This window comes from Paenibacillus wenxiniae (assembly GCF_039822605.1).
Classification (GTDB): Bacteria; Bacillota; Bacilli; order Paenibacillales; family Paenibacillaceae; genus Saccharibacillus; species Saccharibacillus wenxiniae.
The window spans coordinates 370-16,308 of sequence record NZ_JBCGUH010000004.1 but is presented as its reverse complement, the minus strand read 5'-3'; the positions used below and the strand labels follow the sequence as shown (position 1 = coordinate 16,308).

Below are 15,939 nucleotides of genomic sequence, written 5' to 3'. Positions count from 1 at the left end.
TTATGAGCTGAAATGAAGTCAGCATATCATCTGATGTTTGTTTATACAGATATGGCTGTCTTCCAGCATAGTTCCCCTGTATGATTTCTACAGCACTGCGATTAAAACTAAATTGCGATGGAGTGCTGTATTACGATTGAATACCGCGACGACTGGTGACTGCATCTATATTTTGAAGCGTGTAATGCTTGGCAGCATCACCATTCTGTGCCTCAATCGCTGTATATATCGCCTCATGGTAAACGGTATTATCCTCATAGCTTTGCGTATCCAGAATAAGCTGACTGAGCAATTCACGTAATCCTTCTGCAATCACGCTATACATAGCGGTAAATACATCATTATGACATGATTCGACAATCGCAATATGAAAAGCGATGTCCGATGCCACATATTCAGCGTATCGGCCTGTATCCAAATATTCATTGCGTTGATCAAGCAAGCTGCGCATACGGTGCAGATCAGCTTCGGTACGGCGGATGGCTGCCAGTCCAACTGCTTCACATTCCAGCATACGTCTTACTTCCAGCACCTGCTCCAAATTGGGCGGGATCAGTGTCGCCTTCACCGCTTCAAGTCCTGCCGACGACTTCTTAATGTACGTTCCATCCCCTTGACGAACTTCTAAAAATCCAGCATGCATCAGAATTTTGACCGCTTCTCGTACGGTAGAGCGACCGACCGCTAACAGCCGCATTAACTCCGGCTCAGCAGGAAGCTTTGCTCCAGGCTCGTATTGTCCTGACTGAATGAGCGCCATCAATTGATCCAGCACTTCATCGACTAGCTTGCGTCGTTGTACTGCTTTTAATCCAGTCTGTGTAGAAATGAACAGCACTCCCTTCTATCTGTATGTTATCTTTTATAACTCAGGTAAAAGAAACATCTGATGTTTGATTCGTTATATCGCACATTATAGGAGCTGTATTGTGTGAAAACAAGCGTTATTTTTCTTTATTGTTATATTAATTAACACAAATTATAAACAAAATGCGCTCTATTTCTTATTTTATGGCAATTTATCTATCTTTATTTTATTAAAAAAGCTGTTTTTATATTATGCGTGTTAAATTAAGTTACACATTAACATTTCTACTCCATTCCTTTTCTGCTTCTTCCTTCCATTTACTATTATCCTGTAGCGTGAAAACGAAGTTATGTACAAATTTCATCTATTGTCAGCTTTGCCAATTGACGAAACCTGCGGGAATTGTCAAAATATTATACTAAGACACATCAAAGCAAATATGGAGTCAGCTCTATCATTTGCTGCAAAGGGAGCTGAAGGCATGACTGTTAAAATCAAAGACGTTGCCCGCCGGGCAGGTGTATCCGTGACCAGTGTCTCTCGTGTTCTAAACGGTGAGAAATATGTAAGCGAAGACATTTTAAACCGTGTGAATCAGGCGATTGAAGAACTCAATTATTCGCCAAGCTATATTGCGCGCAGTTTAAAAAAGCAAAAGACGAATACGATCGGCGTCATTGTACCGGATCTAACGTCTAACTTTTACTCGACTATTTTGAGCAGTATTGAAGAAACCGCCAGTAAATATGGCTATAATTTGATCGTCTGTAATATCGCTGAGAATCTGAGTAAAGAGCTGAAATATTTGCATATTTTTCAGGAGATGCGGGTGGAAGGCATTATCATTATGCACGAGAAGACGAATGAGGAGATCGTGAACTTTATCCGTAATGCGACGATGCCCATTCTGTTCTCCAGTGTGCAATCACCAGATGCGGACTTCATCTCTGTGCTTATTGATGACTATCAGGCAGCCTATGATGCAACCGAATACCTGATCCGCTCCGGTCATACAGCGATCTCTTATCTGGGTGGTGATCTGGAAGATGTCACATCCGGGCAAAATCGTTACAATGGATTTCGCGATGCACTGAGCAAGCATCATATTACGATTCCCGAAGAGTATGTGAAATTTGGCGATTATAAGCTTCCGAGCGGACACCGCTTGATGGGCGAATTACTCGCTTTAGCACAGCCTCCAACCGTAGTGTTTGCCGCGAGTGATGATATGGCTGTAGGTGCATTGAACTGTGTGCTTGATCAGGGGTTTCGCGTGCCGGAGGATGTATCGATTATGGGCTTTGATGGCAGTACCATTACCGATATTGTGCGTCCTTCAATCACCTCCATGCAGCAGCCGATCTATGAAATGGGTCAGGTATCGCTTGAAAATCTGCATCGACTCATTATTCGTGATAAACATCGTCCGCAAGCCGACATTATGCTTCAACATCAACTGGTTGAACGCGAAAGCTGCAAAACGATGCATCCTTCCAACTCACGGTAACGCATAACGAAGTAAAGCTTTGTCAGCATGAGGTATGTTGCTTTGCAAATCACTTTTTCATTAAAACCCATGTTAAGAGAGCACAAATACTAGAGCACCAGCAAAGCATTAGCGATTAAAGGACAGAGCGGATACGAAAATAGGATTCGATAAAAAATGGATGCAAAGTCGATTGATCTGTCGATCATTTTATGGTTTTATCCAGCGTAACTTCCGATACAACAACTCAGCCCGGCTCATCTACTCGGCTCATCTATAAATATAGCTTAACTGGAGTACGCGGCTACACCGCCTGGAACGGAGTATCGCTAAACCAGCTAAACTACGCACATCAAGGAAGTTAGCCTGTTTGATGTATTTAGAATGAGTGCCTTTGAACGTTATGTTTGCCCTCAATCATTGTGTTTACCTTCGATGATAATATTTGTATTTGTGACTACTCTGGATCGGCACCACTACCAGTACAAGCACAATCGCTGCCTGGCAAATAAATTGATGAGCAACAGCTATAATTTATGTTTACGCTTTCATAAAAATATGGTATCGTTACCATACAGACTCAACGTACCTTCTTCTTCAATTGGCAGGCGGCTCATTCAGCTGCTTGCTCCATTTCAAAATAGAATGAGCAAAATGAAAAGTTTTACTTGTCAATTCCAAAATGTACGTAATATAATGTCTCATAAGAACAGAAATTGTCGAATCCGCCTTCCTTAATTGCCTACGTTAAAGTCACTTATTATCACATCATATGGATTTTTCAATCTAAAACTATCGTATTTTCCCAAAACCTAATTAATCACGTAATTTTATTTAACATCGCTTTATCCATGTTGGAATATCGATGTACAGCTATATTTGACTCATCCTATTAGCTCATTCATTTCATTCAGCTATCCATTCACTTATGGTTTCACTTGCGTACACCGAGTTTGCTTCCTACTCGCCTATCATCAGCGTCTGGTCGATATGACTACGGTATATGCTCCTTATATAACGCCTGATCCGAAACTGACATCTATATGCTTCCTATTCTTCTCTTAAGTGTGCATATGGTATCGATTCCAGATAAAGGATCATGCAGATCATATCGATCAGAATTGTTCTACAATCCTCATCTTCAACAACCAGGTTTGAACACGCAACCGTCTGTTTTATCCGTAGGAATCATCTAGCTTCATGCCAGTTAAATCGTATGGAACTACATCTGGTATCGATACCAGACACAAGGGGGAATGTTTGCTTGAATCACGTATCTGTCGCAGGAATCACACTATCGCCGCTAATTATCGGTACCGGGGACTTGTCTCGTATGAATGGGACATGGGCACTTGATGAGTTTGTCGAAGCAGGCGGAACAACAATTGATATGGCCTATCAGTACACAAACAGCGAAGAAATTATCGGTCGTTGGATGCAGGAGAAAGGGAATCGAAGCGAGCTTGTGTTGCTTAGCAAATGCGCGCACCCACTTAAAGGTGATCCTACTCCGCGCGTCACACCGGAAGCGATCACACATGATTTGCTTATTAGTCTGGAGCGTCTAAATACGGATTATATCGATCTGTATGCACTACATCGTGATAATGAAGCCGTACCGGTTGAAGCACTGATCGACACATTAAATGAACATCTGGCTGCCGGTCGCATTCGTGCACTGGGCGCCTCGAACTGGAGCTGGCAACGTATTCAAGCAGCAAATGATTACGCCGCAGCCAATAGTTTACAAGGCTTCAGCTTCAACAGCCCGAACTTATCGCTTGCAGTAGCATTGGAAGCACGCTGGCCTGGCTGTGTATCTGCGGATGCCGCAACCGTGCAGTGGCATGAAGCAAACCGGATGCCGCTATTATCATGGTCGGCACAGGCAGGCGGATTTTTCTCCGGCGCATTTTCACCGGAGGATACGTCAAATGAAGAAATGGTACGTGTGTATTATAGCGAACCGAACTGGGAACGTTATCGCCGTGCGGTGCAGCTTGCCGAAGAAAAAGGCGTATCGCCAACACAGATTGCACTTTATTTTGTCCTTCACCGCCCCTTCCCGACCGCAGCGATTATTGGACCACGTACAAGCGATGAGCTAGCTCAGTCGTTTGCCGTACTGGATATTACAATTTCCGATCACGACCTGCAATGGTTGAATCTTGAAAGGGAGGAACGAGCATGATCGAACATAAACTGGCCGCACAACTATTTACCGTCCGGAATGAACTCAAACAGGACTATATCTATACACTGCGCGAACTAGGCAAAATGGGCTGGCAGGCTGTTCAAATCGACGGTCTACATGGCAATGATCCGGTTGAGATTGCCGCTGTCGTGAAGGAACTAGGCATGAAAACCGCTGGGATGCATGTCGGTCTGGAACGGATGCGTAACGATTTGGACAATGTACTGCGTGAAGCCGATCTGTTCGGTACACCGGATATCATTTGCCACTCCTTACCGGATGAACACAAAAATGCCGCTGGATATGAATTTGTGAGACAGGAATTGCGTAACGTATCCGCTATCGTCTCCCCTCGTGGCTATCGTGTTGGCTTCCACAATCACGATTGGGAATTTCATACGATGATGGGTGAGCAATATGCGCTCCAATATTTACTCGATTACGATGAGCAGACTCCGGTTTACGCTGAAATCGATACGTACTGGGTGAAAAAAGGCGGTCATGATCCACTATCAGTCATTAGTCAGTATGCTGGACGGATGCCCATCTTGCATTTCAAAGATATGACCGATGATGGACGCGAATACTTTGCCGAAGTTGGCAGCGGAACGATTGATTTTATGCCGATCATTCAATGGGGCGAAGCGAACGGTGTTGAATTTTATGCGGTAGAACAGGATTACTGCCCAGGCTCACCGATGGACAGTCTCGAAAAGAGTCTTCGTTATCTGCAAGGGCTAGTTGCACAGCCGGGTTAAGTTCCCCGGCTGCTCGCTTCCCTTTCCAACTATAATACGGCAGTCCTTTCGGACTACAGTATGGACAATTGTTTATGAGTCGGGTAACATCCAGTTCCCGCACCTTTGAAATGAGAAAGGAGTCATGCTATGCAAGCCGAACTGGATTCGATGTCCAAAAGAAAGAGTAAGGCCAAAAAGGCCGCTTCAGCGGGGTTATGGAAAACGATCGTTGCTAACCGCTATCTGTATCTGATGCTTCTGCCGTGTTTAATTTTCTTCGCGATTTTCTCGTATTTGCCGATGGCTGGACTGGTGATGGCGTTTAAAGAGTTCCGTTTTAACGGCGGGATGTTCGGAGGCCCGTGGGTAGGGATGCGTTACTTTAAGCTTTTCTTCTCCTATCCAGATGCAGCACAATTGATCGCCAACACGTTCATTGTCGGCTTTTTGAAAATTATCGTCTACTTCCCGTTCCCGATCCTGCTGGCGCTTATGCTGAACGAGCTGCGCACCAAATGGTTCAAATCGATGACACAGACGATCTCGTACTTGCCTTATTTCCTCTCCTGGGTAGTCGTCGCTGCTTTCACAACGAAGGTACTTGCACCGGATGACGGTATTTTCAACCAGTTCGTTGCCGCTCTTGGCGGTGATGGCAGTACATTTTATATGATGGATGGTCATTATTTCTATTCGATTATGTTCCTCACGTATGTATGGAAAAATATCGGCTGGGGTTCGATTATCTATCTCGCATCGATGGCAAGTATTGATCCGACGCTTTATGAAGCCGCCGAGATGGACGGTGCCAGCAAATGGCGCAAAATCTGGCATATTACATTGCCTTCGATCCGCCCAACGATTGCGATTCTGTTCATTCTCGATATCGGCAGCTTGCTCACAACCGGTTATGAGCAAAACTGGCTGCTGCGTACCGCAGGCAACTCCGACTTCTCTGACATTCTGGACACCTACGTGCTGCGTGTCGGTATGATGCAAGGTCAGTACGGTTATGGTGCTGCTGTCGGTCTGCTGCAAGGTCTGGTCGGTCTGATTCTCGTGATCGTGACCAACTATCTGGTCAAACGCTTTAGTAAAAACGAGTCTAGTCTCTGGTAGTATACGGCTCTATCGTCATGACGGAGCACAACTAAACATGAGCCGCAAGCTGTCGGTTGTCCACCAGGTAGCTATAAATAGTAGCTCCTATCGCGCAGAAGTTCCGTTTTCAAACCGGATACATGCCATTCGCTTATCCGTTTGCTTTCAATAATTCATTTGGGGTGATTTCATTGAAAAAGATTACGCGTCGCCTGTCCTTTACGCTTGCCCTTATGTTGATGATGGTAACGATCCTGTCCGCCTGTTCGTCCGATAAAGATGAAGCGGCTAGCACTGTCGCTGCGGACGGTCGCAAATCCGGTGAAAATGGCTTTATCGCTAACCGTGATGTGACCGGTCGTATTTTCCTCGAAGGTGATGGCGCACAATTGCCGGACGATCAGGTGAACAATCCGGTTGCTCAGAAAATTAAAGAAAAAACCGGTATGACGATGAACTGGCAATCCAGCGGTGCTGCGGACGGTTTGCAAGAGCTGACGGTTGCACTTGCTACAGGCGATCTGCCTGATGTGATCGAAGCGTATCTAGATCATGGCGGTCGTCCAGAAATGCCTGTTCTGCTCAAAGCAGCACGTGAAGGCATGTTCACCGATTTGCGTCCATATCTGGAAAATACAAAAGTGCTGAAAAACTATCTCGATCCAGACTTCCTGCCGCGTGATACACGCGAGAACATTATGTTCCGTCCGGACTTCGAAGGTAAAGTATATTTCATCCACATGAATATCCCTGCTAAAAATACAACCGATGCTGACCGTATTCACTACCGTGGCGGCATGTGGATTCGCGCCGACATTGCCAAAGCGCTGAATGTTGATCCAACTTCCATCAAAACACAGGATGATCTGTTCAACCTGGCGATGAAGATTAAAGAAGGCAATTTCAAAGACAATAATGGTAAACCCATCACCGTTATCGGCCCTCGTAAATGGGGCGGTCAAGTCGTAAGCAGCCTGTTCAAAAACTATGACTTCGGTAACGGCACCCAGTTCGATGTACTGGATGGCAAAGTCAAACACGTTGCTGAAACCGACTACGCGCTGAAAAGTATCGATTTTGTCCAAAAGCTGCTCAAAGCGGGTCTGCTTGATAAAGAAGCATTTAACATGGACGGCGTTCGTGCAGAAGAAGCGTACAACAACGGCTCGTATGCGATCTCTCCTTATATGAACATCGCACCAGACTCGCTGACGATGTTTGAAAAAACAAAATATTTGCCAATGGATCAAATGTACAACTACAAAGGCGAAGATGCGATCTACGAAAAAGCGAAATCCGGTAGTCAGGTGTGGGCGATTCCGGCAACGACCAAAAATCCGGAGCAAATCGTACAGTTTGCTGACTATCTGGCAAGCAAAGAAGGTAAAGCACTGTGGAACTACGGTATTGAAGGTGAAGACTACAAGATCAACGATAAAGGCCAGTATATTTTCACAGACAAAGTATTGTCGATCTTGAACAACAGCCCGCAGGATGAGCGTAATACGATCCCTTACTTCTGGGGCAGCCTGCTCGGCAAAACCGATGTGAACAACAATAAAGACTTTGGCGAATTGATTCGTGGTGCCAATTCCCAGCCGGATCGTTACAAACTGTATTTCGAGCTGATGAACTATGGCAATCCGAAATACAAATACTGGGATGGTTACACGGCTGCTTCCTACCTGTCTGAAGTACCAGACATCGAAGCTTCGCTGAAACCGGTGCTTGATTCGTATAAAGACGTGCTCGTACAAGCATTCTTTGCTAAAGATATGACCGAAGCGACGAAGATTTTGGACGACTACCGTGCTCAGCTGAAAGCGGCTGGCGTGGAGCAATACGAGCAATATCTGCAACAGAAATACGACAAAGACCCTAGCTCGGTAGTGTTCTACATCGACGCATTCTTCTGATCGATAGATTCATAATGGATTGGATTCACATTTTCATCCCTTCTGTAGTCGGGGCGAGCGAAGCTTGCTCCGGCATACGGACAGGAAACGGAGGTTATACGGATGGATCAACACGCTGTAGGCAAAACGCCTCTTAATGAACGCATCGCAACGATCGTCAACTACATCCTGCTTGCATCATTATCGCTCATTATTTTGCTGCCGCTGGTCAATATTTTAGCGTTATCATTCAATGATGGTAAAGATGCTTCACTTGGCGGAATCGCTTTCTGGCCGCGTATATTTAGCGTCTCCAACTATATCGAAGTGTTCAAAAATCCAGCCGTTATTAACGGATTGGAAGTGACGCTGTTCCGCACGATTGTCGGTACGGCGGTCAGTGTACTGCTGACGGCAATGGCTGCCTTTGCACTGAAAAACCGCAATCTGCCCGGTGTGGGCATTGCGAGTATGTTTATCGTATTCACGATGCTGTTCAACGGCGGGATCATTCCTTTCTTCATGGTGCTGAAAATGTTCCACCTGAACAATACGATCTGGGTGTATATCGTTCCGACATTGTACAGCGCATGGAATCTCATTCTCGTCCGCACGTTTTTCCAATCGATCGATCCGAGTATGGAAGAATCCGCGAAGATTGATGGTGCGCATGACTTCCAGGTACTGTTCCGCATCTATTTTCCACTTAGTATGCCGGTATTGTCAGTGATCTGTCTGTTCAATGGTGTTATGCACTGGAATGACTGGTTCTCCGGCGCCTTTTATGTAACCGATGAGAAGCTACGTCCATTGCAAACGGTATTACAGCAAATGCTAACCGCTGCCGAAGCGATGCGTAAAAATCTATCGATGAACGCGATGATGAGTGCATCAAGCACGGTAACGAGCGAATCGATGAAGATGGCGATGGTTATTATCTCGATCGTGCCGATTGCAAGCGTATATCCGTTTATTCAGAAATATTTTGTACAGGGCATTATGGTCGGTTCAGTAAAAGGCTGATTCCTGTCCAAATTTAAGCACGTCATGCCTTTAACTTAAGTGGGGGATGTTCATTGGATAACAAACAATATGATGTCGTCTCCATCGGTGATGCCAATATCGATTTGATTGTGGCGGGAAGCGACCATTTACCTGAACCGGGACAAGAAGTATTCGTTAGCAATATGCTTGTGCATATCGGCGGCGGCGCTGCATTATTTTCAATGGCGCTTGCCAAGCTTGGTCTTAAAGTTGCCTTTAATGGTGTGCTGGGACAGGACTATTATGGACAGTTCATTCTGGACGAGTTCAGTGAGCTGAATATCGATACGACTTATATCCGGCAGAGCAAGCATAACAATACAGGGATTTCGATTGCGATCAATCCTGAGCATGATCGCTCCTTTATTACGTATATGGGTTCTAATGCCGAAGTTCGGATGGAAGACTTGCACGAAAATAGTATGAAATACGGTCGTCATGTGCATATGACCGGCTATCAGGGTAGCCGCAATCATGACGCCTATATGGCGATGATCCACAAAATCAAAAGCTTTGGTACGACAATTTCATTTGATGTTGGCTGGGACGATAGCGGCGAATGGTACAGTGGCATTTTGGAAGTGATGCGCGAAGTGGATGTATTTTTCCTGAATGAGATCGAGGCGCTTCACTATTCCCGTCACTCGGATATCCGGCAAGCGATCGCACTCATGTCGCAACATGCCTCACATCTTGTCGTAAAAATGGGCGCTCGTGGTGCCGTATCGATCCAGAACGATCAGCAGACGTATCGTTCCGCCTATACCGTAACCGCGGTCGATACAACTGGAGCGGGCGACAGCTTTAACGCAGGCTATATGTACGGCGTATTAACCGGCAAAGCGGCTGGCGAATGTTTGCAATACGGCAATGCATGTGGTGCATTATCCGTATCTGCCTATGGCGGCAATACTGGAATTCCCGATCAAGCAGGCGTAGAAGCCTTTATTCAAAGTCATTCCACACAAGTCGTCGACGACTGGGAAGTTATTGCCTGATGACAGAGGAGGAGCTTCATGTTTTTTACAGAGGAGAAATTAAAAAAGCGGCTGGAACAGCTCGGCCCGCTACGTTACCGGGACACATTCCCGGTAGCGGAATACGAAGCACTGGAAGACGCTGCTGGCCATAATGGCATCTATCCGCAACAGAAACAAGCCGAAAGCTCCGGCGCTGCGTATACAATGAAAAATGGAGAAACGTGGACAGGCAGAGATCGCTACTTGTGGCTCTCTGCCTCTGTCTCTATTCCGGCACAATGGGCGGATCGCACTGTGGTCGGCTTATTTGACTTTGGCACGACCGAGGAAGGCAATAATGTCGGCTTTGAAGCGCTCGCTTATTGGAATGAGCATCCGTATCAAGGCGTGGACAGCAATCATATCGAGATGATTTTGCCCGTCGCTTACACCGGTGAAGCGAAGCTCGATTTCCGTCTCTGGTCAGGTTTGGAAGGCGGCGGCCCGCCGCGCCCAGCGACACATACGATTCGTGATTCACGGATCGGCTGGCTCCATCATGCTACTGATCGACTTTACTATACGTCCAAAGCGATCTTGCAAACGATCGCTATTTTACCGGAATCGGCGTATGAGAAGTCGCTGCTCACCAAGTTACTGAATCAGTCGTTATTAAAGCTGGACTGGTCGGTTCCTGGCTCAGACGCTTTTTATGCTTCGGTACAGGAAGCCGATCAGTATCTGGATGCTGAACTGGAAAAAATCAAGCAGGATCATCCCGTGCTCGTGACGACTGTTGGACATACGCATATCGATGTCGCCTGGCTATGGCGACTGAAGCATACTCGCGAAAAGGCGGCACGCTCCTTCTCTACGGTGCTGCGTCTGATGGAGCATGATCCCGAATATATTTTCCTGCAAACTCAGCCACAATTGTATGACTATATTAAAAATGACTATCCTGAACTGTACGAACGGATCAAAGAGCGGATTGCGGAAGGTCGCTGGGAAGCGGGCGGCGGCATGTGGGTCGAAGCGGATTGCAATCTGACTTCCGGCGAATCGCTCGTGCGCCAATTCCTGCTCGGTACACGCTTTTTCAAACAGGAGTTTGGCATCGTCAGCAGCTATTTATGGTTGCCCGATGTGTTCGGCTATAGCTGGGCATTGCCGCAAATTTTACGCAAATCAGGCTTTGATACGTTTATGACGACGAAGATTAGCTGGAATCAGGTGAACCGGATGCCACGCGACACGTTCCGCTGGCGTGGGATGGATGGCTCCGAGGTGCTGACGCATTTTATTACGACACCGGATGACTGGGAAGGCGGTAACGCCTTCTATTATACGTACAACGGCCATGTGAAGGCAGATACGGTACAGGGCGTATGGAACAGCTATCAGGATAAGGAAGCGAACCAAAATATGCTGATCGCTTACGGTTTTGGCGATGGCGGCGGTGGGGTGACGCGCGAAATGCTGGAGCTGCGTCGTCAACTGGATCGCATTCCAGGTATTCCAGCGGTGAAAAGCGGACGGGCAGATGATTATTTTGCCCGACTTCAAAACACGTTCATGCAAACTGACAGTTATGTACACACATGGGATGGCGAATTGTATCTGGAATATCACCGTGGTACGTACACCAGTCAGGCCTATAATAAGCTGTTGAATCGCCGACTGGAACTGCTGTATCGCGAAACCGAGTGGCTACACGCCCTACGCGCAGCAGCGACGGGCAAGTGGTCAGCTTATCCAGCACAAGCGCTGGAAGAAGGCTGGAAAATTATTTTACGCAATCAGTTCCATGATATTATTCCCGGCTCGTCGATTGCTGAGGTATATGAGGATAGTACGATTGAATATGCGGAAGCCGAACAGATTGGACGACATGCATGGGCAACGGCAACTGGCACAGCATTGCCAATCGCTGCCTTGTCTGCCTCCCTTCGCTCGGAAGAAACTGAACGGGCAATCGAAACGAAGCCGATTATACATGCAGCAGCATCTATTGCTGGTCATGCTCAAAGCGATACCGATCATAACGAGCAGGATATCGCGGCGACAGGTCTTGCTGGGCAACAAGAGTCATCCCTATTTGCTAATATCGCTAATGAGCATGGAACTGGAACTGCTGATGTTGAGGCTGATACCCATGCTGGTCAAGCCACATCCGGCGAACTTGCTGTATTGAACAGCTCTTCCTGGTCACTTGATCCACTGGTACATGTCCCATTCAACCAGTGTGGACAGGAGCACTATCTCTGGAGTGACAGCACCGGTCAGCCATTGTCCGCACAGCAAACGACAGACGGCTGGCTTGTACAGGCGACTGCGGTTCCTTCTCTTGGTTGGAGCACGATTCAATATGCGACAGCGCTAACCGAAACAATGACAGCTACGAATGGCACGGCTAGTTCGGCTAGTTCGACTGGTACAACCGTTACGGTTACCGCTGAGGCAGCTATCGATGCGCGAACAGCCGATGTCTTTTTCCGTTATGAAGATGGTACATTGATTACGCCTCATTATGAACTGGAATGGAATGCTAACGGACAGCTTACTCGTATTACCGATCGGCAATATGATCGCGAGGTGCTTGCTACAGGTGAACGTGGCAATGTGCTGCAATTGTTTGAAGATAAGCCGATGAATTTTGACGCATGGGATATTGATATTTTCTATCAGGAGCGTATGGATGAGATTACAGCGCTGAGCAGTGTGCGACTGATTGAATCCGGCCCACTGCGTGCCATTGTAGAATTTGGATGGAGCTATGGCGATACCTGTATCGTACAGCAGTTGATCGTGTATACGACGAGCCGCCGGATTGATTTTGTAACCGATGTCGATTGGAAAGAACGTCAGAAGCTGCTCAAAGTTGCCTTCCCGGTACAGATTCGCACAACCGAGGCAACGTATGATATTCAATTCGGTAATGTGAAGCGTCCGACACACTGGAATACGAGCTGGGATTGGGCGCGCTTTGAGAGCGTAGGCCATCAGTGGGCAGATCTGTCGGAACGCAACTATGGTGTCAGTCTGCTAAACGATTGTAAATATGGCTATGATATTAAAGACCATATCATGCGTCTGTCCCTACTCAAATCAGCGATCCATCCTGACCCGATGGCTGATTATGGACAGCATCACTTTACGTATTCGCTTTATCCACATGGTGGAGATTGGCTGGATGGCGGCACGGTACAGGAAGCCTGGCAGCTGAATGCACCAGCGGTGACGATTCCAGCAGGCTCATTAGCAAAAGCAGCATTTGCCAATGTCGATGTACAGTCAGCATCCACTTCTATTACAACTGAGCCAATCGCTATCATTGATCAGACTGCTAGCACCGATCCGACGTACAACGATACTCGTACTTTGATACATGAAGATCATGCGTCTATCCAGAAGCAGGCTTCGACCTATAAACCAACTTCAAATCTAACTTCAGATATAACATCAAATCTAATCCACACCGACTTCTCTCTGTTCCGCTTCTCAGCCAATCATGTGATTGCCGATGCGATCAAAAAAGCGGAGGATTCGGATGCGATCATTTTGCGCATTCATGAATATGGTGGTATGCGTACACCGTTAACGATTGATAGTGATCTGAATATCGTGTCGTGGCAGGAATGTAATCTGATGGAAGAGCCGATCGGTGACATCCATCAGGGCGATATCGAGCTGACGATCACTCCGTATGAGCTACGTACATTCCTGATTACGGTACAGGAGGTATGACATCGTGACATTACTCAACACACCGCTTACTCTTACTCCAGCGATGGAACAATACGTACAGGGGATTGAACAACAGCTTGCACATCTGCCGGACGTGCAAACGATGTTTCGTGGCTGTTATGCAAGTACGTATGAAACGACGATCCGCGTAATGGAAGACGGAAGCTCTTTCATCATTACCGGAGATATTCCAGCGATGTGGCTACGGGACTCAGCAGCGCAGGTGCGGCATTATTTGCCGCTCGCTGCTGAGGATAACGAGCTTGGAGAACGTATTGCAGGACTGATTCGCAGACAGCTATTTTGCATCGGTCTGGACCCGTATGCAAATGCATTTAATCATGAACCGAATGATGCGCGTTACGACGATGATCTGACCGAGCTAACGCCGTGGATCTGGGAACGCAAATATGAGATCGATTCGCTCTGTTATCCGATCCAGTTAAGCTATTTATTTTGGCGGCAGACCGGACGTACCGATTTGTTCGATGTTCATTTTTACAATACGATGCACCGCATTATCGATCTATGGATATGCGAGCAGCGACATGATGAACGTTCGCCATATCGCTTTATGCGCGAGCATTGTCCACCATCCGATACATTACGCAATGATGGACGCGGTATGCCTACTTCCTATACAGGCATGACCTGGTCTGGCTTCCGTCCGAGTGATGATGCCTGTACATTTGGTTATTTGATTCCGTCCAATATGTTTGCTGTCGTCGTACTTGGCTATATGGCTGAGATTGCACGTGAAATTTACAAGGATGAACGCCTGATCTTGCGCGCTAACAAGCTGCGTGAAGAGATTGAATTCGGCATTGAGCATTATGGCACCGTACTGCATCCAACATATGGTAAAATCTACGCATACGAAACGGACGGTCAGGGCAATCACCATCTGATGGATGATGCCAATGTACCGAGCCTGCTATCGATTCCCTATCTTGGCTATCGTGGTGCAGATGATCCGATCTATATGAACACACGCCGCTTTATTTTAAGCGAGGATAATCCATATTACTTTTCCGGTACAGCCGCAAGGGGCATCGGCAGTCCCCATACACCATCATCGTATATATGGCATATTGCCCTGTCTATGCAAGGTTTAACGTCAAGCGATCCGAACGAAATGAAACAACTGCTACACTGGCTGTCTACGACACATGACGAGACAGGCTTTATGCATGAAGGCTTTCATAAAGATGATCCTGCGCAATATACAAGACCGTGGTTCGCCTGGTCCAATAGCTTATTCGCCGAGTTCGTCATTCGTTTTGTTGAACTATGCGGCAAGGAGGAATAAACCTACTTATGACCCTTTTCATTCCAAATTATCATCAACAGCTAGATGTGCTGCATGTGAACCGTGAACCTGCGCGCGCCTACTATGTTCCATACGCTGATCAGCAAACGGCACATACGGGACAGCGCAGTCGTTCTCCCTTTTATCGTTCGTTAAATGGCACTTGGCAATTCCGTTATTATGACTCGGTTCGCCAGGTAGAACCGGCATTTTGGCAGGCTGCTGGTGCTGGTGCTGGTGCTGGTGCTGGTGCTGGTGCTGGTGCTGGTGCTGGTGCTGGTGCTGAGAAAATGGTGACACGTTCAGGCGAAGATTGGAATCCCCTAACTGTTCCCTCCTGCTGGCAGCGTAATGGATATGATCAGCAGCATTATACGAATCTGAGCTACCCTTTCCCCTGTGATCCACCACATATTCCTACCCGCAATCCAGCGGGCGCTTATGTGCGTGAATTTCAGCTACCGGATGACTGGCAAGCACGGGAAACGTATGTTGTATTTGAAGGTGTACTATCCTGTGCGTATGTATGGGTAAACGGTACATTTGTTGGCTACAGCCAGGGCAGCCGTGTGCCTGCGGAATTCCGGCTTACTCCTTATTTGAAGCCCGGCACGAACCAGATGGCGGTACTCGTCTTAAAATGGTGCGACGGCTCG

General features: G+C 47.0%; 11 protein-coding genes. 10 read left to right on the top strand and 1 reads right to left on the bottom strand.

Going from position 1 to position 15,939, the window contains the following annotated elements:
• Nucleotides 1-130 precede the first annotated feature (130 nt).
• Entirely contained in the window at nt 131-838 is a 708-nt protein-coding gene (locus tag AAHF22_RS08960) for a FadR/GntR family transcriptional regulator (protein WP_347324664.1), read from the bottom strand.
• Nucleotides 839-1,289: 451 nt separating this feature from the next.
• On the opposite strand from AAHF22_RS08960, the gene AAHF22_RS08955 reads away from it, so the two are divergent.
• The 10 genes from AAHF22_RS08955 to AAHF22_RS08910 form a co-directional block, all read left to right on the top strand.
• Nucleotides 1,290-2,315 carry a LacI family DNA-binding transcriptional regulator gene (locus AAHF22_RS08955; RefSeq protein ID WP_347324663.1) on the top strand — a complete coding sequence of 342 codons (1,026 nt, stop codon included), beginning with the start codon at nt 1,290-1,292 and terminating at the stop codon, nt 2,313-2,315.
• A 1,243-nt stretch (nt 2,316-3,558) separates the two neighbouring features.
• The gene (locus AAHF22_RS08950) at nt 3,559-4,485 is read left to right on the top strand and encodes an aldo/keto reductase (RefSeq protein WP_347324661.1); all 927 of its coding nucleotides are present in this window, start codon (nt 3,559-3,561) and stop codon (nt 4,483-4,485) included.
• Nucleotides 4,482-5,246 (top strand): sugar phosphate isomerase/epimerase family protein, encoded by a 765-nt coding sequence (locus AAHF22_RS08945; RefSeq protein WP_347324660.1) that lies wholly within the window; start codon nt 4,482-4,484, stop codon nt 5,244-5,246. Before AAHF22_RS08950 ends, AAHF22_RS08945 begins: the two co-directional genes overlap by 4 nt.
• 150 nt (nt 5,247-5,396) lie before the next feature.
• Nucleotides 5,397-6,347: an ABC transporter permease gene (locus AAHF22_RS08940; RefSeq protein WP_371834047.1), complete on the top strand. Its 951-nt coding sequence runs from the start codon at nt 5,397-5,399 to the stop codon at nt 6,345-6,347.
• Nucleotides 6,348-6,520: 173 nt separating this feature from the next.
• Nucleotides 6,521-8,245 carry an extracellular solute-binding protein gene (locus AAHF22_RS08935; protein ID WP_347324658.1) on the top strand — a complete coding sequence of 575 codons (1,725 nt, stop codon included), beginning with the start codon at nt 6,521-6,523 and terminating at the stop codon, nt 8,243-8,245.
• A gap of 102 nt (nt 8,246-8,347) precedes the next feature.
• Nucleotides 8,348-9,247 (top strand): carbohydrate ABC transporter permease, encoded by a 900-nt coding sequence (locus tag AAHF22_RS08930; protein ID WP_347324657.1) that lies wholly within the window; start codon nt 8,348-8,350, stop codon nt 9,245-9,247.
• 53 nt (nt 9,248-9,300) lie between these two features.
• A complete protein-coding gene (locus tag AAHF22_RS08925; protein ID WP_347324656.1) occupies nt 9,301-10,266 on the top strand; it encodes a carbohydrate kinase family protein in 966 nt (321 codons plus the stop codon).
• 18 nt (nt 10,267-10,284) lie between these two features.
• Nucleotides 10,285-13,974 (top strand): alpha-mannosidase, encoded by a 3,690-nt coding sequence (locus tag AAHF22_RS08920; protein WP_347324655.1) that lies wholly within the window; start codon nt 10,285-10,287, stop codon nt 13,972-13,974.
• 43 nt (nt 13,975-14,017) lie between these two features.
• Entirely contained in the window at nt 14,018-15,283 is a 1,266-nt protein-coding gene (locus AAHF22_RS08915; protein ID WP_347324985.1) for a glycoside hydrolase family 125 protein, read from the top strand.
• Nucleotides 15,284-15,291: 8 nt separating this feature from the next.
• Nucleotides 15,292-15,939: sugar-binding domain-containing protein (locus tag AAHF22_RS08910; RefSeq protein WP_347324654.1), on the top strand; the 648-nt coding region annotated here is incomplete at its 3' end.

Bases quoted from the DNA above. Each gene is read 5' to 3' on its own strand.
- AAHF22_RS08930 (WP_347324657.1), top strand. From the start codon at position 8,348: ATGGATCAACACGCTGTAGGCAAAACGCCTCTTAATGAACGCATCGCA.
- AAHF22_RS08915 (WP_347324985.1), top strand. From the start codon at position 14,018: ATGGAACAATACGTACAGGGGATTGAACAACAGCTTGCACATCTGCCG.
- AAHF22_RS08920 (WP_347324655.1), top strand. From the start codon at position 10,285: ATGTTTTTTACAGAGGAGAAATTAAAAAAGCGGCTGGAACAGCTCGGC.
- AAHF22_RS08945 (WP_347324660.1), top strand. From the start codon at position 4,482: ATGATCGAACATAAACTGGCCGCACAACTATTTACCGTCCGGAATGAA.
- AAHF22_RS08940 (WP_371834047.1), top strand. From the start codon at position 5,397: ATGTCCAAAAGAAAGAGTAAGGCCAAAAAGGCCGCTTCAGCGGGGTTA.
- AAHF22_RS08955 (WP_347324663.1), top strand. From the start codon at position 1,290: ATGACTGTTAAAATCAAAGACGTTGCCCGCCGGGCAGGTGTATCCGTG.